At 59.3% G+C, this 20,615-nt stretch carries 22 protein-coding genes; 17 read left to right on the top strand and 5 right to left on the bottom strand.

Going from position 1 to position 20,615, the window contains the following annotated elements:
* Window positions 1-106: 106 nt before the first annotated feature.
* Window positions 107-724 (top strand): FKBP-type peptidyl-prolyl cis-trans isomerase, encoded by a 618-nt coding sequence (locus tag ACOI8A_RS24555; protein ID WP_420648451.1) that lies wholly within the window; start codon window positions 107-109, stop codon window positions 722-724.
* Window positions 725-773: 49 nt separating this feature from the next.
* Here the strand turns inward: ACOI8A_RS24555 and ACOI8A_RS24550 are convergent, their stop codons facing one another.
* The 3 genes from ACOI8A_RS24550 to ACOI8A_RS24540 form a co-directional block, all read right to left on the bottom strand.
* On the bottom strand, window positions 774-1,031 hold the full coding sequence (locus ACOI8A_RS24550) for a hypothetical protein (RefSeq protein ID WP_420648450.1): 258 nt from the start codon (window positions 1,029-1,031) through the stop codon (window positions 774-776).
* A 205-nt stretch (window positions 1,032-1,236) separates the two neighbouring features.
* Window positions 1,237-1,578: a zinc ribbon domain-containing protein YjdM gene (locus ACOI8A_RS24545; RefSeq protein ID WP_420648449.1), complete on the bottom strand. Its 342-nt coding sequence runs from the start codon at window positions 1,576-1,578 to the stop codon at window positions 1,237-1,239.
* 122 nt (window positions 1,579-1,700) lie between these two features.
* Entirely contained in the window at window positions 1,701-2,669 is a 969-nt protein-coding gene (locus ACOI8A_RS24540) for a polyprenyl synthetase family protein (protein WP_420648448.1), read from the bottom strand.
* Window positions 2,670-2,908: 239 nt separating this feature from the next.
* Here ACOI8A_RS24540 and rplU point away from each other — a divergent pair, with 239 nt between their 5' ends.
* The 5 genes from rplU to ACOI8A_RS24515 all read left to right on the top strand — a co-directional run bounded on the left by rplU (window position 2,909) and on the right by ACOI8A_RS24515 (window position 6,663).
* Window positions 2,909-3,223: a 50S ribosomal protein L21 gene (rplU, locus tag ACOI8A_RS24535; RefSeq protein ID WP_003176051.1), complete on the top strand. Its 315-nt coding sequence runs from the start codon at window positions 2,909-2,911 to the stop codon at window positions 3,221-3,223.
* Between the two features lie 34 nt (window positions 3,224-3,257).
* Window positions 3,258-3,515 carry a 50S ribosomal protein L27 gene (gene rpmA / locus ACOI8A_RS24530; protein ID WP_003176049.1) on the top strand — a complete coding sequence of 86 codons (258 nt, stop codon included), beginning with the start codon at window positions 3,258-3,260 and terminating at the stop codon, window positions 3,513-3,515.
* A gap of 193 nt (window positions 3,516-3,708) precedes the next feature.
* Window positions 3,709-4,932 carry an Obg family GTPase CgtA gene (gene cgtA / locus ACOI8A_RS24525; protein WP_420648447.1) on the top strand — a complete coding sequence of 408 codons (1,224 nt, stop codon included), beginning with the start codon at window positions 3,709-3,711 and terminating at the stop codon, window positions 4,930-4,932.
* A gap of 137 nt (window positions 4,933-5,069) precedes the next feature.
* Entirely contained in the window at window positions 5,070-6,188 is a 1,119-nt protein-coding gene (gene proB / locus ACOI8A_RS24520) for a glutamate 5-kinase (RefSeq protein WP_420648621.1), read from the top strand.
* 10 nt (window positions 6,189-6,198) lie between these two features.
* Window positions 6,199-6,663 carry a CreA family protein gene (locus ACOI8A_RS24515; protein ID WP_420648446.1) on the top strand — a complete coding sequence of 155 codons (465 nt, stop codon included), beginning with the start codon at window positions 6,199-6,201 and terminating at the stop codon, window positions 6,661-6,663.
* Window positions 6,664-6,775: 112 nt separating this feature from the next.
* On the opposite strand, the gene rpsT is transcribed toward ACOI8A_RS24515, so the two are convergent.
* Window positions 6,776-7,054, bottom strand: a complete 279-nt coding sequence (gene rpsT / locus ACOI8A_RS24510) for a 30S ribosomal protein S20 (RefSeq protein WP_003185593.1) — start codon at window positions 7,052-7,054, stop codon at window positions 6,776-6,778.
* Between the two features lie 252 nt (window positions 7,055-7,306).
* Here rpsT and murJ point away from each other — a divergent pair, with 252 nt between their 5' ends.
* From murJ to ispH, 6 genes are all read left to right on the top strand, one after another.
* Window positions 7,307-8,845 (top strand): murein biosynthesis integral membrane protein MurJ, encoded by a 1,539-nt coding sequence (gene murJ, locus ACOI8A_RS24505; protein ID WP_420648445.1) that lies wholly within the window; start codon window positions 7,307-7,309, stop codon window positions 8,843-8,845.
* A 129-nt stretch (window positions 8,846-8,974) separates the two neighbouring features.
* Window positions 8,975-9,913: a bifunctional riboflavin kinase/FAD synthetase gene (gene ribF, locus ACOI8A_RS24500; protein ID WP_420648444.1), complete on the top strand. Its 939-nt coding sequence runs from the start codon at window positions 8,975-8,977 to the stop codon at window positions 9,911-9,913.
* 13 nt (window positions 9,914-9,926) lie between these two features.
* Window positions 9,927-12,758, top strand: a complete 2,832-nt coding sequence (gene ileS / locus ACOI8A_RS24495; protein ID WP_420648443.1) for an isoleucine--tRNA ligase — start codon at window positions 9,927-9,929, stop codon at window positions 12,756-12,758.
* Entirely contained in the window at window positions 12,751-13,263 is a 513-nt protein-coding gene (gene lspA, locus ACOI8A_RS24490) for a signal peptidase II (protein WP_420648442.1), read from the top strand. Before ileS ends, lspA begins: the two co-directional genes overlap by 8 nt.
* A gap of 7 nt (window positions 13,264-13,270) precedes the next feature.
* Window positions 13,271-13,708, top strand: coding sequence for an FKBP-type peptidyl-prolyl cis-trans isomerase (gene fkpB, locus ACOI8A_RS24485; RefSeq protein WP_191624081.1), 438 nt, complete (start codon window positions 13,271-13,273; stop codon window positions 13,706-13,708).
* Between the two features lie 94 nt (window positions 13,709-13,802).
* Complete coding sequence (ispH, locus tag ACOI8A_RS24480; RefSeq protein WP_420648441.1) at window positions 13,803-14,750, top strand: 4-hydroxy-3-methylbut-2-enyl diphosphate reductase; 948 nt, start codon at window positions 13,803-13,805, stop codon at window positions 14,748-14,750.
* Here ispH and ACOI8A_RS24475 read toward each other — a convergent pair.
* Window positions 14,719-15,276: a GspH/FimT family pseudopilin gene (locus tag ACOI8A_RS24475; RefSeq protein ID WP_420648440.1), complete on the bottom strand. Its 558-nt coding sequence runs from the start codon at window positions 15,274-15,276 to the stop codon at window positions 14,719-14,721. The genes ispH and ACOI8A_RS24475 overlap by 32 nt on opposite strands.
* A 130-nt stretch (window positions 15,277-15,406) precedes the next feature.
* Here ACOI8A_RS24475 and ACOI8A_RS24470 point away from each other — a divergent pair, with 130 nt between their 5' ends.
* Genes ACOI8A_RS24470 through ACOI8A_RS24450 form a run of 5 tightly spaced genes read left to right on the top strand, consistent with a single transcriptional unit; the run spans window position 15,407 to window position 20,611 of the window.
* Complete coding sequence (locus ACOI8A_RS24470) at window positions 15,407-15,880, top strand: GspH/FimT family pseudopilin (RefSeq protein ID WP_420648439.1); 474 nt, start codon at window positions 15,407-15,409, stop codon at window positions 15,878-15,880.
* Window positions 15,877-16,326: a type IV pilus modification protein PilV gene (pilV, locus tag ACOI8A_RS24465; protein WP_420648438.1), complete on the top strand. Its 450-nt coding sequence runs from the start codon at window positions 15,877-15,879 to the stop codon at window positions 16,324-16,326. Before ACOI8A_RS24470 ends, pilV begins: the two co-directional genes overlap by 4 nt.
* The gene (locus tag ACOI8A_RS24460; protein WP_420648437.1) at window positions 16,323-17,036 is read left to right on the top strand and encodes a PilW family protein; all 714 of its coding nucleotides are present in this window, start codon (window positions 16,323-16,325) and stop codon (window positions 17,034-17,036) included. Before pilV ends, ACOI8A_RS24460 begins: the two co-directional genes overlap by 4 nt.
* Before the next feature lie 10 nt (window positions 17,037-17,046).
* Complete coding sequence (locus ACOI8A_RS24455) at window positions 17,047-17,526, top strand: pilus assembly PilX family protein (RefSeq protein ID WP_420648436.1); 480 nt, start codon at window positions 17,047-17,049, stop codon at window positions 17,524-17,526.
* The gene (locus ACOI8A_RS24450; RefSeq protein WP_420648435.1) at window positions 17,513-20,611 is read left to right on the top strand and encodes a pilus assembly protein; all 3,099 of its coding nucleotides are present in this window, start codon (window positions 17,513-17,515) and stop codon (window positions 20,609-20,611) included. The genes ACOI8A_RS24455 and ACOI8A_RS24450 overlap by 14 nt, the downstream gene beginning before the upstream one ends.
* Window positions 20,612-20,615 lie beyond the last annotated feature (4 nt).

Here is a 20,615-nt window from a genome sequence, read left to right as displayed (position 1 = left end):
CCGGAACATCTGTGCTAGTCTGCTCGCCCTTTTGGTTCCGGGCGCGCCGGGACGCGCTGTGTACGCACGGCATGTCTTGCGGCCGTCCGCACAGCGGAGCAGTGTCATGTCCGAAGTAAATCTGTCCACCGACGAAACCCGCGTCAGCTACGGCATTGGCCGTCAGTTGGGTGACCAGCTGCGCGACAACCCGCCACCGGGTGTGAGCCTGGACGCGATTCTGGCTGGCCTGACCGACGCTTTCGCCGGTAAGGAAAGCCGTGTCGGTCAGGAAGAAATGTCCGCCAGCTTCAAGGTTATCCGCGAAATCATGCAAGCCGAAGCCGCTGCCAAAGCTGAAGCGGCGGCTGGTGAAGGCTTGGCATTCCTGGCTGAAAACGCCAAGAAAGACGGCATCACCACTCTGGCTTCCGGCCTGCAATTCGAAGTACTGACTCAAGGCGAAGGCGCCAAGCCGACCCGTGAAGATCAAGTGCGCACTCACTACCACGGCACCCTGATCGACGGCACTGTCTTCGACAGCTCCTACGATCGTGGTCAGCCTGCAGAATTCCCGGTTGGCGGCGTGATCGCTGGCTGGACCGAAGCGCTGCAATTGATGAATGCCGGCAGCAAATGGCGTCTGTACGTGCCGAGCGAACTGGCTTACGGCGCTCAAGGCGTTGGCAGCATCCCGCCGCACAGCGTTCTGGTATTCGACGTCGAGCTGCTCGACGTTCTGTAATCCGGTTACCCTGCACAAGCATTGCTTGTGCAGGGTTCCTCAGCCTTTCTCATACTTCGATCTTGTGCTGCAGTTCACTGGTCGGGCGCAATGCACGGGCGTAGCAGAACAGGAACAGATTGCGCACCAGCTCCTTGAGCACCATCGGCTCGCTGGAACTCAGTCCACTGACATCCAGATCGCCCTGATCCTGCAATTCATGCAGGGCTTCTTCTTCAAGCACCGCACAGACTTCCCCGGTTTCCCGATGGAGGATCCTGAGGTAAGGGTGTGGGCGATCCAGCCAGGCGTCGATCAAATAAGTCATGGTTATTCTCCTTGAAAGGTTTCAATGAGAATAATTCTTATTCATCAAATAGCAAGCGCCTATTGGCGGATTGTGATTTTTCGTGGGTAAAGATTGCGTAAGGTCAAAACGGCTGGCGTTTGGCTATTGCGAGGGTTTGCTGGGGAGAAGCGGGGAGGGCGAAGCACCCTCCCACGCCTGATGCGGGGGAGGGCTGACAGCAGAATCAGACTTTTCTGACGAACTCGGATTTGAGCTTCATCGGGCCGATGCCGTCGATCTTGCAGTCGATGTCGTGGTCGCCATCGCACAGGCGGATGTTCTTGACCTTGGTGCCGACCTTGACCACCAGCGAAGTGCCCTTGACCTTCAGATCCTTGATCACGGTGATGGTGTCGCCGTCCTGCAGGACGTTGCCGACCGAATCTTTCTTCACGGCATCATCGGACGCAACTTCGGCTTCGCCGCCGGCAGTCCACTCGTGGGCGCACTCAGGGCAGATCAGTTGGGCACCGTCTTCGTAGGTGTATTCGGAATTGCATTTCGGGCAGGGTGGCAACGTGCTCACTAAGGCTCCTTGGTAGGGATCGCTAAAAGTCGCACATTGTATAGGGTTTTAACTGAATGGGCAGTCAACAAAAAACCGCAGGCTCCAATGGAGGCTGCGGTTTCGTGGTACTGCAGTGTTGATCAGTGCGTTCGGGCAACCGCAAATTCACTCAGCTCAACCAACGCATCGCGATACTCACTGGCCGGCAGCGCATCGAGGCACTTGATCGCACGGGCCACGTAATCACGCGCCAACTGTGCGGTGTACTCCAGCGAACCCGAGGCTTCCACGGCAATGCGGATGCTTTCGAGATCTTCGATCCCACCTTTCTGGATCGCCTGGCGCACCAAGGCTGCCTGTTCCGGCGTGCCTTCGCGCATGGTGTAGATCAGCGGCAGCGTCGGCTTGCCTTCTGCCAGATCGTCACCGACGTTCTTGCCCAGGGTTGCCGCGTCGCCCTTGTAGTCGAGCAAATCGTCGACCAGCTGGAACGCCACGCCAAGGTGATCACCGAAGGTGCGCAGGGCTTCGCTCTGCTCGGCACTGGCACCGGCGAGAGCGGCAGCGCTGTGGGTCGAGGCCTCGAAGAGCATCGCAGTCTTGCCGCGGATGACTTCCATATAGGTTTCTTCGGTGGTGCTGGCATCGCGCACCTTGGACAACTGCAGCACTTCGCCTTCGGCGATGATGCGCGTGGCCTGGGACAGGATCTTCATCACCTGCATCGAGCCGAGTTCGACCATCATTTCGAACGAGCGCGAATACAGAAAGTCGCCGACCAGCACGCTCGGGGCGTTGCCCCACATGGCGTTGGCGGTCGAGCGACCACGGCGCATGCCGGACATGTCGACCACGTCGTCATGCAGCAGGGTTGCGGTGTGCAGGAATTCGATGGTGGCGGCCAGCAGGCGCATGTCATCGCCTTCACGGCCCAGAGCCTTGCCGCACAACAGAACCAGCAACGGACGCAGACGTTTGCCGCCGGCCGAAGTGATGTAGTCGCCGATTTTCGATACCAGCGGCACGCGGGAAGTCAGCTGCTTCTTGATGATGCCGTCGACGGCGCTAAAATCGTCCGCCACCGCGCGGTAGAAAGCTTGGGGTTGCATCAGCGACAGTCGCTCCAGAAGGGTTGCGCGGCATGCTAGGACCCACATCGGCAGGTGTCAAGGCGCGATGGACGGCCTCTTGCGTGACTCCCGAAGCTTGCGTACAATCGCGCACCCTGAACTTCCTGGGCAGCACCTGCCTTACGCAATTGCAATCGGGCCTCCAGCCCAATGCAGCCATGCCAGCCAATACCTCTTCTTATAAAGAGCTGGGTGAGCAGGATTATCGGAGAAATACCATGTCGTACGCAGTAATTGTTACTGGTGGCAAGCAATACAAGGTCGCCCCAGGTGAATACCTGAAGATCGAAAAACTGGAAATCGCTACCGGCGAATCCGTTACTTTTGATCGCGTTCTGTTGGTCGCCAATGGCGATGACGTGAACATCGGCGCTCCAGTTGTTGCTGGCGCTACCGTTGTGGCTGAAGTGATCTCCCAAGGTCGTCACGATAAAGTCCGCATCATCAAGTTCCGTCGTCGTAAGCACCACATGAAGCGTATGGGCCACCGCCAGTGGTACACCGAGATCAAAATCACCGGTATTCAGGCTTAATTTCAGCCTAATTCCTCACTAGGAGAATTGACTCATGGCACACAAAAAAGCTGGTGGTAGTACCCGTAACGGTCGCGACTCAGAAGCCAAACGCCTTGGCGTGAAGATGTATGGCGGCCAGAAAATCATTCCGGGCAACATCATCGTTCGTCAGCGCGGCACCCAATTCCACGCCGGTTACGGTGTTGGCATGGGTAAAGATCACACCCTCTTCGCGAAAATCGAAGGCGTGATCAAGTTTGAAGTAAAGGGCGCGTTCAACCGCCGTTACGTGAGCGTTGTCGCCGCTTAATTGCGCGATCGCTGGAAAAGCCCTGTCTCGCGACGGGGCTTTTTCGTTTGTGGGGTGAGTCTCTTGCAAAACTGTTTGTATGGGCTGTCGGCGTACGATGTAGGTCGTGGATTGGGGTCGCTGCGCTCATTTTTGCAAGAGTCTTATGTCTTGATTGTTTTTCGGCTCGTCCGTATGGCGAGAGGCGTTGGTTATGAAGTTTGTAGATGAAGTATCGATTCGCGTAAAAGCTGGCGACGGTGGCAATGGTGCCATGAGTTTCCGCCGGGAAAAATTCATTGAAAACGGTGGCCCGAACGGCGGTGACGGCGGTGACGGCGGTTCCATCTATATGATGGCCGACGAAAACCTCAACACTCTGGTCGACTACCGTTACACCCGGCACTTCGATGCCGAGCGTGGCTCCAACGGCGGCAGCACCGACTGCACCGGCAAGAAAGGTGAAGATCTGGTGCTGCGCGTGCCGGTCGGCACCACCATCATCGACTCGGCTACCCAGGAAGTCATCGGCGACCTGACCAAGGCGGGTCAGAAGTTGATGGTCGTACAGGGCGGCTGGCACGGTCTGGGTAACACCCGTTTCAAATCCAGTACCAACCGCGCGCCGCGTCAGACCACTCCGGGCAAACCGGGTGAGCAGCGCGACCTGAAACTGGAAATGAAAGTACTGGCCGACGTAGGTCTGCTGGGCTTGCCGAACGCCGGTAAAAGTACTTTTATCCGTTCGGTCTCGGCTGCCAAGCCGAAAGTCGCCGACTACCCGTTCACCACGCTGGTGCCAAACCTCGGTGTGGTCAGCGTCGATCGCTGGAAGAGCTTCGTCGTCGCGGATATTCCGGGGCTGATCGAAGGTGCTTCCGACGGTGCCGGCTTGGGCATTCGCTTCCTCAAGCACTTGGCGCGTACGCGTCTGCTGCTGCACCTCGTGGATATGGCGCCGCTGGATGACGCCAGCGCCCCGGACGCTGCTGAAGTGATCGTCAACGAGCTGATCAAATTCAGCCCGTCGCTGGCCGAGCGTGATCGCTGGCTGGTGCTGAACAAGTGCGACCAGATCCTTGAAGAAGAGCACGATGCTCGCGTCAAGGAAATCGTTGATCGCCTTGAATGGACTGGTCCGGTGTACGTGATCTCGGCCATTTCCAAGCTCGGTACCGAGCGTCTGTGCCGCGACATCATGCGCTACATGGAAGATCGTGCCGATCGTCTGGCTGCAGATCCTGCTTATAAGGAAGAGTTGGCGGATCTCGATCAGCGCATCGAAGACGAAGCTCGTGCGCAATTGCAGGCGCTGGATGACAAGCGTGCCCTGCGTCGCAGCGGCGTGAAGTCGGTCCACGACATCGGCGACGATGACTGGGATGAAGAAGATGTGGATGACGAAGACGGTCCGGAAATCATTTACGTGCGTGACTGATCTGTTGCGATAAACTTGAACGCCGCTCAATCGAGCGGCGTTTTAGTATCTGGAAATCGATCGTTGGTCACCAATAACCACGATTAACGTCACGGGCAGCGCCGGGTCGCGCTGTCCTCAAGCTAAGGTTGAAGATGATGCGGAGCAAGGTGACAGGTGCGCAGCGTTGGGTCGTGAAGATCGGCAGCGCTTTGCTGACAGCAGATGGCAAAGGGCTGGATCGTGCGGCAATGGGGGTCTGGGTCGAGCAGATGGTGGCCCTGCATGAAGCCGGCGTCGAGCTGGTGCTGGTGTCCTCCGGGGCAGTGGCGGCCGGCATGAGCCGCTTGGGCTGGAGCACCCGACCCAGTGCGATGCACGAGCTTCAGGCCGCTGCGGCAATCGGCCAGATGGGGTTGGTGCAAGCCTGGGAATCGAGCTTCGGCGAGCACGGTCTGCACACCGCACAGATCCTCCTGACCCATGACGACCTGTCTGATCGCAAGCGCTACCTGAACGCTCGCAGCACTTTGCGTGCGCTGGTCGAGCTGAAAGTCATCCCGGTCATCAATGAGAATGACACGGTGGTCACCGACGAAATCCGTTTCGGCGATAACGACACGCTGGCGGCGCTGGTGGCGAATCTGGTCGAGGCCGATCTGCTGGTGATTCTTACGGATCGCGACGGCATGTTCGACGCTGATCCGCGCAACAATCCTGATGCGCAGCTGATTTACGAAGCGCGCGCCGATGATCCGTCGCTGGATGCGGTGGCTGGCGGCACCGGTGGTGCATTGGGCCGTGGCGGCATGCAGACCAAATTGCGTGCGGCACGTCTGGCGGCACGCTCCGGTGCACACACGATCATTGTCGGTGGGCGTCTTGAGCGTGTGCTTGATCGTCTGAAAGCAGGCGAGCGCATCGGTACGCTGTTGTCGCCAGAGCGCGGCATGCTCGCGGCGCGCAAGCAGTGGCTGGCCGGGCATCTGCAAACCCGTGGCACGCTGGTGCTGGACGATGGCGCGGTTTCGGCGCTGTCGCAGGGCAACAAAAGTCTGTTGCCGGTTGGCGTCAAGCTTGTGCAGGGCAGTTTCCGTCGCGGCGAAATGGTCGTGTGCGTGGCGCCGGATGGTCGCGAGATCGCCCGCGGTCTGGCCAACTACAGTGCGCTCGAGGCGCAAAAAATCATCGGTCAGTCGTCAGATGCAATTGTCGGCTTGCTGGGCTACATGGCTGAGCCGGAACTGGTTCATCGTGACAATCTGATTCTGGTCTAAGGAAAAGTCGATGCGCGTAGTAAAGGGATTGTTGGGTCTGTTGGTGGCACTGCCATTGCTGGCCTCGGCCGAGGAGATCGGTCAGGTATCGACCGTGTTCAAGTTGGTCGGGCCGAACGACCGGATCGTCGTCGAAGCATTCGATGATCCGAAGGTTGAGGGTGTGACGTGCTATCTGTCGCGCGCCAAGACTGGTGGTGTGAAGGGTGGTCTGGGTCTGGCTGAGGATCGTGCCGAGGCTTCCATTGCTTGCCGTCAGGTCGGGCCGATCAGCTTCAAGGGTGAGCTGAAGGACGGTGACGAGGTGTTCAAGGAGCGCACGTCGCTGGTGTTCAAGACCATGCAGGTGGTGCGTTTCCTCGACAAGAAGCGCAATACCCTGGTGTATCTGGTCTACAGCGACCGCGTGATTGAGGGTAGTCCGCAGAATGCGGTGACCGCGATCCCGATTTTGCCGTGGGTTCCGGTGAAGTAATCTGCCGATAAAAACAGAGGAGCCAGGTGCTCCTCTTTTTTTGCCGTGTTTTCAGCAAATCGCAGGCAATAAAAAACCGACCCGGAGGTCGGTTTTTTAACGAACGCTTCGCTTAGGCAGCAGCGGCAACGTTCAGGGCCTTTACGTGGCCATTCAAACGGCTCTTATGGCGAGCAGCCTTGTTCTTGTGGATGATGCCTTTATCGGCCATACGGTCGATAACTGGCACAGCCAGAACGTATGCAGCTTGAGCTTTTTCAGCGTCTTTTGCGTCGATGGCTTTAACTACATTCTTGATGTAGGTGCGAACCATGGAACGCAGGCTGGCGTTGTGGCTGCGACGCTTCTCAGCCTGTTTTGCACGTTTTTTGGCGGAAGGTGTGTTGGCCACCGTCGAGCTCCTCGAAAGACTTTTTAGGAAATAGCAAACAAAATAGGCCGCGAATCATGCCGATGAGTTGAAGTCTTGTCAAGGGCGCTTGAAACGTTCCGCTAAGTGGTAGGTGTACTGCGACGGGATATTTCTTTCCGGCGTGTGACCTGTAAACTCGCGAGCTTTGGCTCTGTGCTGTTGCGGCGCGGAGTATCGCACAAGTAGGCGCATTGTTCGCCTGCTGTTTATCGACAGGCACTAATTCCCTCAATGAACCTGCTCAAATCGTTGGCCGCCGTCAGCTCTATCACCATGCTTTCCCGGATTCTCGGGTTCGTTCGTGACACGCTCATCGCCCGTACATTCGGTGCCGGGATGGCGACCGACGCCTTCTTTATCGCCTTCAAACTGCCCAATCTGCTGCGGCGAATTTTCGCCGAGGGCGCATTTTCCCAAGCCTTCGTGCCGATTCTGGCGGAATACAAAAGTCAGCAGGGCGAAGAGGCGACTCGCACGTTCGTTGCTTATGTGACGGGCCTGCTGACCCTCGTTCTGGCGCTGGTGACCGCGCTGGGCATGATCGCTGCGCCCTGGGTGATCTGGGCCACCGCGCCGGGTTTTGCCGATACGCCGGAAAAATTCCAGCTGACCTCCGATCTGCTGCGAGTGACCTTCCCTTATATATTGCTCATTTCCCTGTCCTCGCTGGCCGGGGCGATTCTCAACACCTGGAACCGATTCTCGGTGCCGGCCTTCGTGCCGACCTTGCTCAACGTCAGCATGATCGTGTTTTCACTGTTCCTCACGCCGTACTTCGATCCACCGGTCATGGCCCTCGGCTGGGCGGTACTGGTCGGTGGTCTGGCGCAGCTGCTCTATCAACTGCCGCACCTGAAAAAGATCGGCATGCTGGTGCTGCCACGCCTGAACCTGCGCGATACCGGCGTCTGGCGCGTGATGAAGCAGATGCTGCCGGCGATCCTCGGCGTGTCGGTCAGCCAGATCTCGCTGATCATCAACACGATTTTCGCCTCGTTTCTGGTGGCCGGTTCGGTGTCGTGGATGTATTACGCCGACCGCTTGATGGAGTTGCCGTCCGGCGTGCTTGGTGTGGCGCTCGGCACGATTCTGCTGCCGACACTGGCCAAGACTTACGCCAGCAAGGATCGCCACGAGTATTCGCGGATTCTCGACTGGGGTCTGCGCCTGTGTTTCATCCTGGTGCTGCCGTGTGCGCTGGCGCTGGGGATTCTGGCCGAGCCGCTGACGGTTTCGCTGTTCCAGTACGGCCAGTTCAGTGCGTTCGATGCGTCGATGACGCAACGGGCGTTGATTGCCTATTCTGTCGGGCTGCTGGGCATTATCGTGATCAAAGTGCTGGCCCCGGGCTTTTATGCGCAACAGAACATCCGTACACCGGTAAAAATCGCAATCTTCACCCTCATCGTCACCCAGCTGTTCAACCTGGTGTTGATCGGCCCGCTGGCTCACGCCGGTCTGGCGTTGGCGATCAGCGCCGGCGCCTGCCTCAACGCCGGGCTGCTGTTCTATCAACTGCGCAAGCAGCAGATGTATCAGCCGCAACCGGGTTGGGCGAAGTTCGGCTTCAAGCTGCTGGTGGCGGTAGCGGTGATGTCGTTGGTGTTGCTGGTCGGCATGCATTTCATGCCGGCCTGGGAGCAGGGCGGCATGCTTGAGCGCTTCTTGCGTCTGGGCGCTCTGGTGGCGGCCGGCGTGGTGAGCTATTTCGGTATGTTGCTGTTGATGGGCTTTCGTCTGCGCGACTTCAATCGCAAGGCGCTGAGCTAGGGTTTCGGCCCACATCGGGATGCTCGGGCCGGCAGTTTTGTCGGCTCGATCACTTTGGGTTACGGTGTTGCCTGTCGTCTGCCGCCGGGTGTGGTTATAATCGGCCACTTTATGAGCAAGAAGCGCGTTATGCAGCTGGTTCGAGGCCTCCACAACTTGCGCCCCCAGCATCGGGGCTGCGTCGCCACTATTGGCAACTTTGACGGTGTTCACCGTGGTCACCAGGCAATCCTGGCCCGACTGCGTGAGCGTGCGCTCGAGTTGGGCGTACCCAGCTGCGTGGTGATTTTCGAGCCGCAGCCACGGGAATTCTTCGCGCCGGACACCGCACCTGCGCGTCTGGCCCGATTGCGCGACAAGCTGCAATTGCTCGCCGCCGAGGGCGTTGACCGGGTGTTGTGCCTGGCGTTCAACCAGCGTCTGAGCAAACTCAGCGCCAGTGAATTCGTCGACACAATTCTGGTGGATGGCCTCGGCGTGCAACATCTTGAGGTCGGTGACGACTTCCGCTTCGGTTGCGACCGCCTCGGCGATTTCGACTTCCTGTTGCAGGCCGGGCAGGTTCGGGGTTTCACCGTCGAAGCGGCGCAAACCGTCGAACTGGATGGCATTCGTGTCAGCAGCACCCAGGTGCGCAATGCGTTGGCCGCCGCCGATTTTGCCCTGGCTGAAAGCCTGCTCGGGCGCCCGTACCGCATCGCCGGTCGCGTGTTGCACGGGCAGAAACTCGCTCGGCAACTGGGCACGCCCACTGCCAATGTTCAACTGAAACGTCGTCGCGTGCCGTTCACCGGGGTTTACCTGGTCGACGTCGACATCGACGGCAAGACCTGGCCCGGTGTCGCCAATATCGGCGTACGGCCCACGGTGCAAGGTGATGGCAAGGCCCACCTTGAAGTCCATCTTTTAGATTTTGCCGGCGATCTGTATGACCGGCGTTTGACGGTGGTTTTCCACCAAAAGCTGCGTGAAGAGCAGCGTTTCGCCTCCCTGGAGGCGCTGAAAACGGCGATCAACGCGGATGTCGCCGCCGCCCGTGCACTAGCCGCACCTAGCGCCCACCGCTAATGAAGAGCCTTAAATGACCGACTATAAAGCCACGTTAAACCTTCCGGACACCGCCTTCCCAATGAAGGCCGGCCTGCCACAGCGCGAACCGCAGATCCTGCAGCGCTGGGACAGTATTGGCCTGTACGGAAAGTTGCGCGAGATTGGCAAGGATCGTCCGAAGTTCGTCCTGCACGACGGCCCTCCGTACGCCAACGGTACGATCCACATCGGTCACGCTCTGAACAAGATTCTCAAGGACATGATCATCCGCTCGAAAACCCTTTCGGGTTTCGACGCGCCGTACGTTCCGGGCTGGGACTGCCACGGCCTGCCGATCGAACACAAGGTTGAAGTGACTCACGGCAAGAACCTGGGCGCGGACAAGACCCGTGAACTGTGCCGTGCCTACGCCACCGAGCAGATCGAAGGGCAGAAGTCCGAATTCATCCGCCTCGGCGTGATCGGCGACTTTGCCAATCCATACAAAACCATGAATTTTACCAACGAGGCCGGTGAAATCCGCGCCCTCGCCGAAATCGTCAAGGGCGGTTTCGTGTTCAAAGGTCTGAAGCCGGTGAACTGGTGCTTCGATTGCGGCTCGGCGCTGGCCGAAGCGGAAGTCGAATACGAGAACAAGAAGTCGTCGACCATCGACGTGGCGTTCCCGATTGCCGACGAGGCCAAACTGGCCGCCGCATTCGGTCTGCCAGCGCTGAGCAAACCGGCTTCGATCGTGATCTGGACCACCACTCCGTGGACCATCCCGGCCAACCAGGCGCTTAACGTTCACCCGGAATTCAACTACGCGCTGGTTGATGTCGGCGACAAGCTGCTGGTGCTGGCTGAAGAACTGGTCGAATCGTGCCTCGCTCGTTACAGCCTGGAAGGTTCGGTCATCGCGACGACCACCGGTAAAGCGCTGGAGCTGATCAACTTCCGTCACCCGTTCTACGACCGTCTGTCGCCGGTGTACCTGGCTGACTACGTGGAACTGGGCGCTGGCACTGGCGTGGTTCACTCCGCCCCGGCCTACGGCGTGGACGACTTCGTGACCTGCAAGAAATACGGCATGGTCAACGACGACATCCTCAATCCAGTGCAAAGCAACGGCGTTTACGTGCCGACGCTGGAGTTCTTCGGCGGCCAGTTCATCTGGAAAGCCAACCCGGCCATCGTCGACAAACTCACCGAAGTCGGTGCGTTGCTGCACACCACCGTCATCGAACACAGCTACATGCACTGCTGGCGCCACAAGACCCCGCTGATCTACCGCGCCACCGCGCAGTGGTTCATCGGCATGGACAAAGAGCCAGTCAGCGGCGACACCCTGCGTATCCGCTCGCTCAAAGCCATCGAAGAAACCAAGTTCGTTCCGGCCTGGGGCCAGGCGCGCCTGCACTCGATGATCGCCAACCGTCCGGACTGGTGCATCTCGCGTCAGCGCAACTGGGGCGTGCCAATCCCGTTCTTCCTGAACAAGGAAAGCGGCGAACTGCACCCACGCACTGTCGAACTGATGGAAGAAGTGGCCAAGCGCGTTGAAGTCGAAGGCATCGAAGCCTGGTTCAAGATGGACGCCGCCGAACTGCTGGGCGATGAAGCGCCGCTGTACGACAAGATCAGCGACACCCTCGACGTCTGGTTCGACTCGGGTACCACGCACTGGCACGTGCTGCGCGGTTCGCATCCGATGGGCCACGAAACCGGCCCACGCGCCGACCTGTACCTGGAAGGTTCGGACCAGCATCGCGGCTGGTTCCACTCGTCCTTGCTGACCGGTTGCGCCATCGATAACCACGCGCCGTACCGCGAACTGCTGACCCACGGCTTCACCGTCGATGAGTCCGGCCGCAAGATGTCCAAATCGCTGGGCAACGTGATCGCCCCGCAAAAAGTCAACGACACCCTCGGCGCCGACATCATGCGTCTGTGGGTTGCATCGACCGACTACTCCGGCGAAATCGCGGTGTCCGAGCAGATTCTGGCTCGCAGTGCCGATGCCTACCGGCGTATCCGTAACACCGCGCGCTTCATGCTTTCCAACCTGACCGGTTTCAACCCGGCCACCGACATCTTGCCGGCCGAAGAAATGCTCGCGCTGGATCGTTGGGCGGTGGATCGCACCTTGCTGCTGCAACGCGAACTGCAAGAGAACTACGGCGAATACCGTTTCTGGAACGTCTACTCGAAGATCCACAACTTCTGCGTGCAGGAGCTGGGTGGTTTCTACCTCGACATCATCAAGGACCGTCAGTACACCACTGGCGCCAACAGCAAGGCCCGCCGTTCGGCGCAAACCGCGCTGTACCACATCTCCGAAGCGCTGGTGCGCTGGATCGCGCCGATCCTCGCCTTCACCGCCGACGAACTGTGGGAATACCTGCCGGGCGAGCGCAACGAGTCGGTAATGCTCAACACCTGGTACGAAGGTCTGACCGAACTGCCGGCCAACTTCGAACTGGGCCGCGAGTACTGGGAGCGGATCATGGCCGTCAAGGTCGCGGTCAACAAGGAAATGGAAATCCAGCGCGCGGCCAAAGCCGTCGGTGGCAACCTGCAAGCCGAAGTGACGCTGTTTGCCGAAGACGCGCTGAGCGCCGATCTGGCCAAGCTGAGCAACGAACTACGCTTCGTGTTGATCACCTCCACCGCCAGCGTTGCACCATTCGTGCAGGCACCGGCCGATTCCGTGGTCACCGAAGTCAGCGGCTTGAAGCTGCAGATCGTCAAATCGGCCTTCCCGAAGTGCGCCCGTTGCTGGCACTGCCGTGAAGACGTCGGCGTGAACCCAGAGCACCCGGAAATCTGCGGTCGTTGCGTAGACAACATCAGCGGCGCTGGCGAGGTTCGTCACTATGCCTAATGCCATTGGCCGTTTCGGACGGTTGAGCTGGCTCTGGTTGAGTTTGCTGGTCCTGGTCATCGACCAGGCCAGCAAGTTCTACTTCGAAAACAAGCTCGAAATGTTCCAGCAGATCGTGATTATTCCCGATTACTTCAGCTGGACCCTGGCCTACAACACCGGCGCTGCATTCAGCTTCCTGGCTGACAGCTCCGGCTGGCAGCGCTGGCTGTTCGCCCTGATCGCCATTGTGGTCAGTGCGGTGCTGGTGGTCTGGCTCAAGCGTTTGGGTCGCGACGAAACCTGGCTGGCCGTCGCTTTGGCGTTGGTGCTGGGTGGCGCGCTGGGCAATCTGTATGACCGGATTGCCTTGGGCCATGTGATCGATTTCATTCTGGTGCACTGGCAGAACCGCTGGTACTTCCCGGCCTTCAACATCGCCGACAGCGCAATTAGCGTAGGCGCAGTGATGCTGGCACTGGACATGTTCAAAAGTAAAAAAACCGGAGAAGCCGCTCATGACTGATCAGGTATTGGCTGAGCAACGCATCGGCCAGAACACGGAAGTCACCTTGCACTTCGCGTTGCGCCTGGAAAATGGCGACACCGTCGACAGCACGTTCGACAAGGCCCCGGCGACTTTCAAGGTCGGTGACGGCAACCTGCTGCCGGGTTTTGAAGCCGCGTTGTTCGGCTTCAAGGCTGGCGACAAGCGCACCCTGACCGTCGAGCCGGAAAACGCGTTCGGCCAGCCGAACCCGCAAAACGTGCAGATCATTCCGCGTTCGCAGTTTGCGGACATGGAACTGTCGCCCGGTTTGCTGGTGATCTTCAACGATGCGGCCAATACTGAGCTGCCGGGCGTGGTGAAAGAATTCGATGACGCGCAAGTGACCATCGACTTCAACCACCCGCTGGCGGGCAAGACGCTGACCTTTGACGTGGAAATTTTCTCCGTCAAAGCTCTCTAAGCAATACAGCAGAACCACTGTGGGAACAGGCTTGCTCGCTCCCACAGTGGTTGCTGATGAGCCAATTTTTCGCGCGCAAGACACGAGGCACAGCATGCAAATCAAACTCGCCAATCCCCGTGGCTTCTGCGCCGGTGTGGACCGGGCGATCGAAATCGTCAACCGCGCCCTGGAAGTCTTCGGGCCACCGATCTATGTGCGTCACGAAGTGGTGCATAACAAGTTCGTGGTTGAAGACCTGCGCAGCCGTGGCGCGATCTTCGTCGAAGAGCTGGATCAGGTGCCGGACGACGTCATCGTGATCTTCAGTGCTCACGGCGTATCGCAAGCGGTGCGTAGCGAAGCCGCCGGCCGTGGTTTGAAAGTGTTCGATGCCACTTGCCCGCTGGTTACCAAGGTGCACATCGAAGTCGCGAAATACAGCCGCGACGGCCGTGAATGCATCCTGATTGGCCACGCCGGTCACCCGGAAGTCGAAGGCACCATGGGTCAGTACGACGCCGGCAATGGTGGCGCGATCTACCTGGTCGAAGACGAAAAAGACGTTGCCGAGCTGCAAGTGCACAACCCGGAAAAACTCGCCTTCGTTACCCAGACCACGCTGTCGATGGACGACACCAGTCGCGTCATCGATGCCTTGCGCACACGTTTCCCGGCCATCGGCGGCCCGCGCAAGGACGACATCTGCTACGCCACGCAAAACCGTCAGGATGCGGTCAAGCAATTAGCCGATGAATGCGACGTGGTGTTGGTGGTCGGCAGCCCGAACAGCTCCAACTCCAACCGTCTGCGTGAACTGGCCGAGCGCATGGCCACTCCGGCGTACCTGATCGACGGAGCCGAAGACCTGCAAAAAAGCTGGTTCGATGGTGTCGAGCGCATCGGCATCACCGCGGGTGCCTCCGCGCCGGAAGTATTGGTGCGCGGCGTGATTCAGCAATTGCAGGCCTGGGGCGCGACCGGCGCCGATGAACTGGCCGGGCGTGAAGAGAACATCACCTTCTCCATGCCTAAAGAGCTGCGCGTGCGTTCATTGCTTTAACACTCTGCGCCTTGGTACACAGCGCCTGTTCAGCCTTGTCGCTGGCCAGGCGTACGCGACCGGTCGCCGCCAGCACCAATTGCAGCTGGCTGACCGGCTCGCGTGCCGAGCAGATATGTAATGTGCCTGCCTGAAATGCCCGACCGGGCATCAGCGGTTGCCCCAGACTGCTGAACCTTATGTAGCGACTGACCGACCAATTACCGACAATCGGAATCCGCCCGTCACTGGCGTGTTCGATCAGCAGCGGATTGGCATTGTCCTGCGACCCCTTGCCGCTGATATCCAGAATGATCCGCCAGCCCTGACTCCAATCGCCGTTGATGCCATGAATCACCACGCTCTGATTGCGCGTGATGGCCATCGTCCGTGCGTTGCGAATGCCATCAAGCAGTGACTGCGCCGCTTGTTCGCGACGGTTCGATTCGGTAAAGGCAGCAAACGCCGGACTGACCAGCGACAGAACAATTGTGCCAATCGCCAGTCCCATGAGCAGTTCAACCAGCGTGAAACCTGTTTGCGGCATGCGTCTTCCCTCCATGGGGTCGGTTGACCAAGGCAATCCGTGCCTCAGTCGTGGCAAATCAACCGGCGCAGTCCGGTCGAATGTTCTAGCGTGTAGAAGCAGGTATAGCCGAAGGCTACGGAGGGCATCGATGGATCATCGTACAAAAGGTTTCACGCTGATCGAGCTGATGGTGGCGGTCGCGGTGTTCCTGATCATGATCACGATTGCGGTGCCGTCCTTTACGCGTTCAATTCAGGGCAGCAAGGCCGACACCGAAGTCGGCGACCTGCAACGAGCCCTCAACTACGCTCGTATGGAGGCCATTAACCGGGGTGTGACCACACGCTTGCGGCCGAGCGCCGGCGGCAGCGTGTGGACCGGCGAATTGGCGGTCTACGGCAGTACTGGCACTCCGGCCAATGTATTGCGGGTTGTTCCAGCGATGAGCAGCGGCGCGACTCTGACGCTACCCTCTGGAGTGACCGCGCTGGATTTCAACAATCTCGGCGGTCTGGCGGCCCCGTCCACGGCGGTGGTCATCAGCTATACCCTGGGCACGCAAAGCAGGACGCTGAACGTGTGTCTGAACGGACGAATTCAATTGGGTGGAAGTTGCGGATGAGGGCAGGGAGCAAAAGCGCACAGGAGGGCATGACGCTGATTGAAGTGTTGGTCGCGTTGCTGATTCTGACAGTCGGGATACTGGGCGCGGCGGCCGTGCAGTTGAACGCGCTGAAGTACACCGACAGCTCGCGTATGACCAGCCAGGCGAGTTTCATCGCCTATGACATGATGGACCGCATCCGCGCCAACTCCGGCGCCGACTACACCGGCACACCGCCGACTGCCGGCAATCTGAGCGTTGCGCGGGATCAGGATCTCTACGATTTCAGCACCAACATCATCGCCTTCGGCGGCCCCAGCGCCACTGGCAGCATCACCCTCAACCAACGGGTTTACACCATCACCATCACCTGGGATGACGCCCGCGCCGCCAATACCGCCAGCGCGCGGCGCAGTTTCGTGTTGAGCAGTCGCGCCACCGTCGATCCGGTGGTCACGCCATGAAGCGCAATCAACGTGGGTTTGGTCTGATCGAATTGCTGATCACTCTGGCGCTGGGGCTGATCGTGGTGCTGGGCGTGGTGCAGATTTTCATCGCGGCGAAAAACACCTATATCAGCCAGAACAGCGCTGCCGCGATGCAGGAAGACGCGCGTTTCGTCCTGAGCAAGATGATTCAGGAAATCCGCATGGTCGGGATGTTTGGATGCCTTGGCACCATCACCGATTCGAGCGCTACGGGGGATTTTTATGCCGCGCAGCTCGCACCGATCAGTTGGGATAATGCCAACCTCAAATTGACCCTGGTCACGGCCGATGTGGGTAGCAGCGGTGGTACGCCTACATGGACGGTGGTTTCCGACTGCCGCAATAGTGCAACGGCTTACACGGGGCTGCGCGCCGCCGCGACTGGCCAGATTGCCTTTCCCATCCGCCGGCTGATTTACAGCTTCAGCAATAACCAGATACTCATGGGCACCGGTAGCGGCACACCGACCCAGCAGGTGCTGGTGAACAACGTCAGTGCCTTCACCGTCATGTTCGGCCTTGCGAGTTCCGCTACGGATATCGCAGCGTCCACCTACAGCGCAAACCCCGGCGATCCAGCGCGCATCCGCAGTGTGCGCCTGAGCCTGACCCTCACTGACCCGAACAGTCGGGTACGCAATCAAACCTTCAACGTGGTTGCCGCTTTGCGCAACCGCTTGCAGTGAGGGGCGGACGATGAGAATTACCCTCCATCAGCGTCTGGCTCAGCGCGGCATGGTCTTGTTGATCAGCTTGGTGTTTCTGCTGGTGCTGACGCTGATCGGCCTGTCATCGATGCAAAGCGCCAACCTCCAGGAAAAAATGGCTGGCAGCGTGAGTCTGCGCAATCAGTCGTTCCAGACTGCAGAAGCGGCGTTGCGTATTGGTGAAAGCGCGGTGCAACTCGACACCTACACGCTGCCGGTTTGCGCCAGCGCCACGCAGTGCGCACCGCCGGCAGAGTCGTCGGTGGTCACGGCAGCGGGGCTCAACTCCACTTCTGGAGTGACCTGGATCACTGCTGGCAGTGGCTTTTACGGCGTACAAAATATCGGCACCACCCTGACGGCGGTCAACGTCCCGAGCAACACCTCGGCGACGTTGTACCGGGTCACCGCTGTCGGCCTGGCGGGCAGTTCGCGCAGCGTGGTGGAGAGTGTCTATGCGAAGTATTGAGCGCGGTTCGATCTGGCGGTCGCTGCTGACCGGCATGCTGCTTATCCTGTATCTGACTGCCCCGGCGTACGCCTTCACACCGTCTGAGTCGCCGCTGCTTAGTGCCGCAGCGGTGCCGCCGAACGTCATGCTGCTGATCGACGATTCCGGGAGCATGAACAGCATCATCTATGCCGCAGGATTTGACCCGACCACCAATCGCACGCCGGCCCGGCAATGCAATGCATTCCTCGGGTTGTGTTCGGCGCTGAATGCCCCGGCGATTACTGGCGATACCGTGTTCCTGTCGAGTTTGCCGACCTCTGGCTGCTCCGGCGGGGCGTACGCTTTTTACAACAACAGCGTCGCACCGTTATGCCTGAAGTTACCGGATCCAGTGGGTGGCGAGGACACCCGTTATTCGGCCGATTACATCTCATATCTGGTCGGACTGGCCATCAGCAACGGTACTCGCGATTTCACCTCCGGCGCGATTCCCAACGACTACCGGATCAACGTCGCGCGCAATGTCTCCAGCGCATTGGTCACCAGCAACCGCACGCTGCGCATGGGGCTGGCGACTTTCAACCCTGCCACCAGCAACAACTCGGGCAACGGTGGATTTATCGCCCGGGCGATCAGCGATCTGGCGCCGGTCAGTGGCAACGTCACCCAGGCCCAGGCCGACAACAACTACAACGCGCTGATCTCGTCGATCAACGGCCTGAGCGGCGTGGCCAACACGCCGCTGGCGGAAGCCTATTACGAAGTCACCCGTTACATGCGCGGGATGGCGCCGTACTACAACAGCACGCCGGCGACCTACACCAGCCCGATTCAGTACCGCTGCCAAAAAAACTATGGTGTGGTCATCACCGACGGATTGCCGACCTTTGACCGGACATTTCCCACCAATGATCCTTTGGGCGGCACGCGCTTGCCGAACTGGGACGGCGTCAACAATGACGGCGACAATCTCAATGGCGACGGGGAGGGTGACACCCTGTATCTGGACGACATCGCCAAATTCGCCTTCGACATCGACATGCGCTCAACCGGTACCGACGCGGCCGGCAAGAGCTGGAACGCGGTGGACTTTCCTAAACAGAACATGAACACCTACACCGTTGGCTTCACCGCCTCCAACGACATGCTTTCGGACGCCGCCGATTACGGGCGAGGCAAGTATTACCAGGCGACTGACAGTACCGGCCTGAATGCCGCGCTGTCTTCGGCGTTAAGCGACATCACCTCCAAGGCTGGCTCCGGCGGTGCGGGTGTGACCAGCGGTACCACGCTGACCAGTAGCAGCAGTTTTTATCAAACCACCTATGACCCCAAAGATTGGCGCGGCACCATCAAGTCGTTCGGTTTCACCTCGGCCGGGGCGGTTAATACGTCTGTTGCGCAGTGGACGACCGACACCACCATCGTGCCATCCGCCACCGCACCGACTTACCAGTCCTGGAACACCTTGAGCAACGCCGGGGTAACGTTGGCCTATGGCAATTTTTCCCCGGCGCAGCAGACCACGCTCAGTCAGGGCCTGCCCACCGGCATCAGCGGCATTGATCTGGTGGAGTGGAGCAAAGGCGTCAACAAGGCCGGCCTCAAAGTGCGCAGCGTGTTGCTCGGCGACATCATCAATTCACCGCTGGTGCTGGCTTCGCCCACTGACAAGACCGCTTCTGATCTGTCCGGGGACACCACTTACAGCAGTTACCTGACCACCAAGGCGGCCAACATGAACGCCAATCTGCTGGTGAATGCCAACGACGGTTTTGTCAGCGTGATCAACTCGGCGAATGGCACCCGACGTTTTGCGTACATGCCATCCAGTGTGTTGCCGTCGTTACGACTGATCGCCGACACCAATTACGTCAACGGTGTCAGCCACAAGTTTCTGGTGGACGGGCAGCTCGGGGTGTTCGACGCGCAGTTCGGCACGGCCTGGAAAACTCTGGCCATTGGCGGCACCGGCGCTGGCGGAAAGACCTTCTACGGGCTGCAACTGTTCGATGCCTCGGCGGGCAATGTGCTCAAGGCGTTGTGGGAAGTCAGCGCGCCGGCCACTGCCAACACGGCGAACGCTTTCAATGATCTGGGTTATGCCTACGCCCGCCCGGAAGTGGCGCGTTTGGCCGATGGTCGCTGGGCGGCATTCATTGCCAACGGCTATGGCAGTAACTCCGGAGTGGCTGCGTTGTACGTGCTGGATGTGCGCGATGGTTCGCTGATCAGGAAGATCGTGATCGACAGCACTGAAACCACCAACGGCCTGTCGTCAGTGAAGCTCAAGGTCAACTCGCAGAATGTAGTGCAGGCTGCCTATGGCGGCGACTTGAAAGGGCGCTTGTGGAAGTTTGATCTGAGCGCTACATCGAGTGACAGCTGGGGCGTCGCGTTTTCCGGCAAGCCGTTGTTCACCACGGCGGGCGGGGTGACGCAGCCGATCACGGCACAGCCATTGCTCGCGGACAACTCGCTCGGCGGCAAACAGATCTTCGTCGGCACCGGTAAATTCAACGAGACCGCCGACAAGACCAACAAGGATTTGCAGGCGTTCTACTCCGTGTGGGATGCCGATGGTGGCTCAGGACAATTGACCGTCAGCAGTTTGCAGGCCCAAGCGATTACCGGATCATTCTCCGGTAGTTCCGGGCAGTTCCTCACCACGACTCAGAATGACACGACGTATCCGGCGGAGAAGGGCTGGTATCTGCCGCTGGTGTATAACAACGTGCTCACGGGCGAGCGGGTGATCAATCAGGCCAGCATCGTCCTCGGGCGCATCGTGTTTACCACGGCCAGTGTCGACACCACCGATCCCTGCGCGAGTTTCGGGACTGGCAAACTGGTCGAACTCGATGCGTTCAGCGGTAAGATGCTCAACTACGCGGTGCTCGATACCAACGCCGATGGCGTGGTCAACAGCAGCGACACGATTTCCAGCGGTGTGATATTCACCGGCGGCATTCCGACCTTGAACTTCGTCTCCAGTAATGCTGAGCGGAAGGGAACGCTGGACACCAGTGGCACGATCACAATCATTGTGGAAAAGGGCGGCGGCGGCAGCCGTCGCATAATGTGGCGACAAATACAGTAAGTGA

It is taken from the genome of Pseudomonas sp. P4795, from assembly GCF_048822895.1.
Taxonomy (GTDB): domain Bacteria; phylum Pseudomonadota; class Gammaproteobacteria; order Pseudomonadales; family Pseudomonadaceae; genus Aquipseudomonas.
This window is presented reverse-complemented; position numbering and strand designations above follow the sequence as displayed.

What these genes read in the sequence shown, in the direction of transcription:
- rpmA (WP_003176049.1), top strand. Translation starts at nt 3,258, where the DNA reads ATGGCACACAAAAAAGCTGGTGGTAGTACCCGTAACGGTCGCGACTCA.
- ACOI8A_RS24555 (WP_420648451.1), top strand. Translation starts at nt 107, where the DNA reads ATGTCCGAAGTAAATCTGTCCACCGACGAAACCCGCGTCAGCTACGGC.
- rplU (WP_003176051.1), top strand. Translation starts at nt 2,909, where the DNA reads ATGTCGTACGCAGTAATTGTTACTGGTGGCAAGCAATACAAGGTCGCC.
- ACOI8A_RS24475 (WP_420648440.1), bottom strand. Translation starts at nt 15,276, where the DNA reads ATGCCGCAAACAGGTTTCACGCTGGTTGAACTGCTCATGGGACTGGCG.
- ACOI8A_RS24550 (WP_420648450.1), bottom strand. Translation starts at nt 1,031, where the DNA reads ATGACTTATTTGATCGACGCCTGGCTGGATCGCCCACACCCTTACCTC.
- pilV (WP_420648438.1), top strand. Translation starts at nt 15,877, where the DNA reads ATGAGGGCAGGGAGCAAAAGCGCACAGGAGGGCATGACGCTGATTGAA.
- ribF (WP_420648444.1), top strand. Translation starts at nt 8,975, where the DNA reads ATGCAGCTGGTTCGAGGCCTCCACAACTTGCGCCCCCAGCATCGGGGC.
- ACOI8A_RS24450 (WP_420648435.1), top strand. Translation starts at nt 17,513, where the DNA reads ATGCGAAGTATTGAGCGCGGTTCGATCTGGCGGTCGCTGCTGACCGGC.
- ACOI8A_RS24470 (WP_420648439.1), top strand. Translation starts at nt 15,407, where the DNA reads ATGGATCATCGTACAAAAGGTTTCACGCTGATCGAGCTGATGGTGGCG.
- ileS (WP_420648443.1), top strand. Translation starts at nt 9,927, where the DNA reads ATGACCGACTATAAAGCCACGTTAAACCTTCCGGACACCGCCTTCCCA.
- cgtA (WP_420648447.1), top strand. Translation starts at nt 3,709, where the DNA reads ATGAAGTTTGTAGATGAAGTATCGATTCGCGTAAAAGCTGGCGACGGT.
- ACOI8A_RS24455 (WP_420648436.1), top strand. Translation starts at nt 17,047, where the DNA reads ATGAGAATTACCCTCCATCAGCGTCTGGCTCAGCGCGGCATGGTCTTG.
- ACOI8A_RS24460 (WP_420648437.1), top strand. Translation starts at nt 16,323, where the DNA reads ATGAAGCGCAATCAACGTGGGTTTGGTCTGATCGAATTGCTGATCACT.
- ACOI8A_RS24515 (WP_420648446.1), top strand. Translation starts at nt 6,199, where the DNA reads ATGCGCGTAGTAAAGGGATTGTTGGGTCTGTTGGTGGCACTGCCATTG.
- ACOI8A_RS24540 (WP_420648448.1), bottom strand. Translation starts at nt 2,669, where the DNA reads ATGCAACCCCAAGCTTTCTACCGCGCGGTGGCGGACGATTTTAGCGCC.
- ispH (WP_420648441.1), top strand. Translation starts at nt 13,803, where the DNA reads ATGCAAATCAAACTCGCCAATCCCCGTGGCTTCTGCGCCGGTGTGGAC.
- lspA (WP_420648442.1), top strand. Translation starts at nt 12,751, where the DNA reads ATGCCTAATGCCATTGGCCGTTTCGGACGGTTGAGCTGGCTCTGGTTG.
- proB (WP_420648621.1), top strand. Translation starts at nt 5,070, where the DNA reads ATGCGGAGCAAGGTGACAGGTGCGCAGCGTTGGGTCGTGAAGATCGGC.
- murJ (WP_420648445.1), top strand. Translation starts at nt 7,307, where the DNA reads ATGAACCTGCTCAAATCGTTGGCCGCCGTCAGCTCTATCACCATGCTT.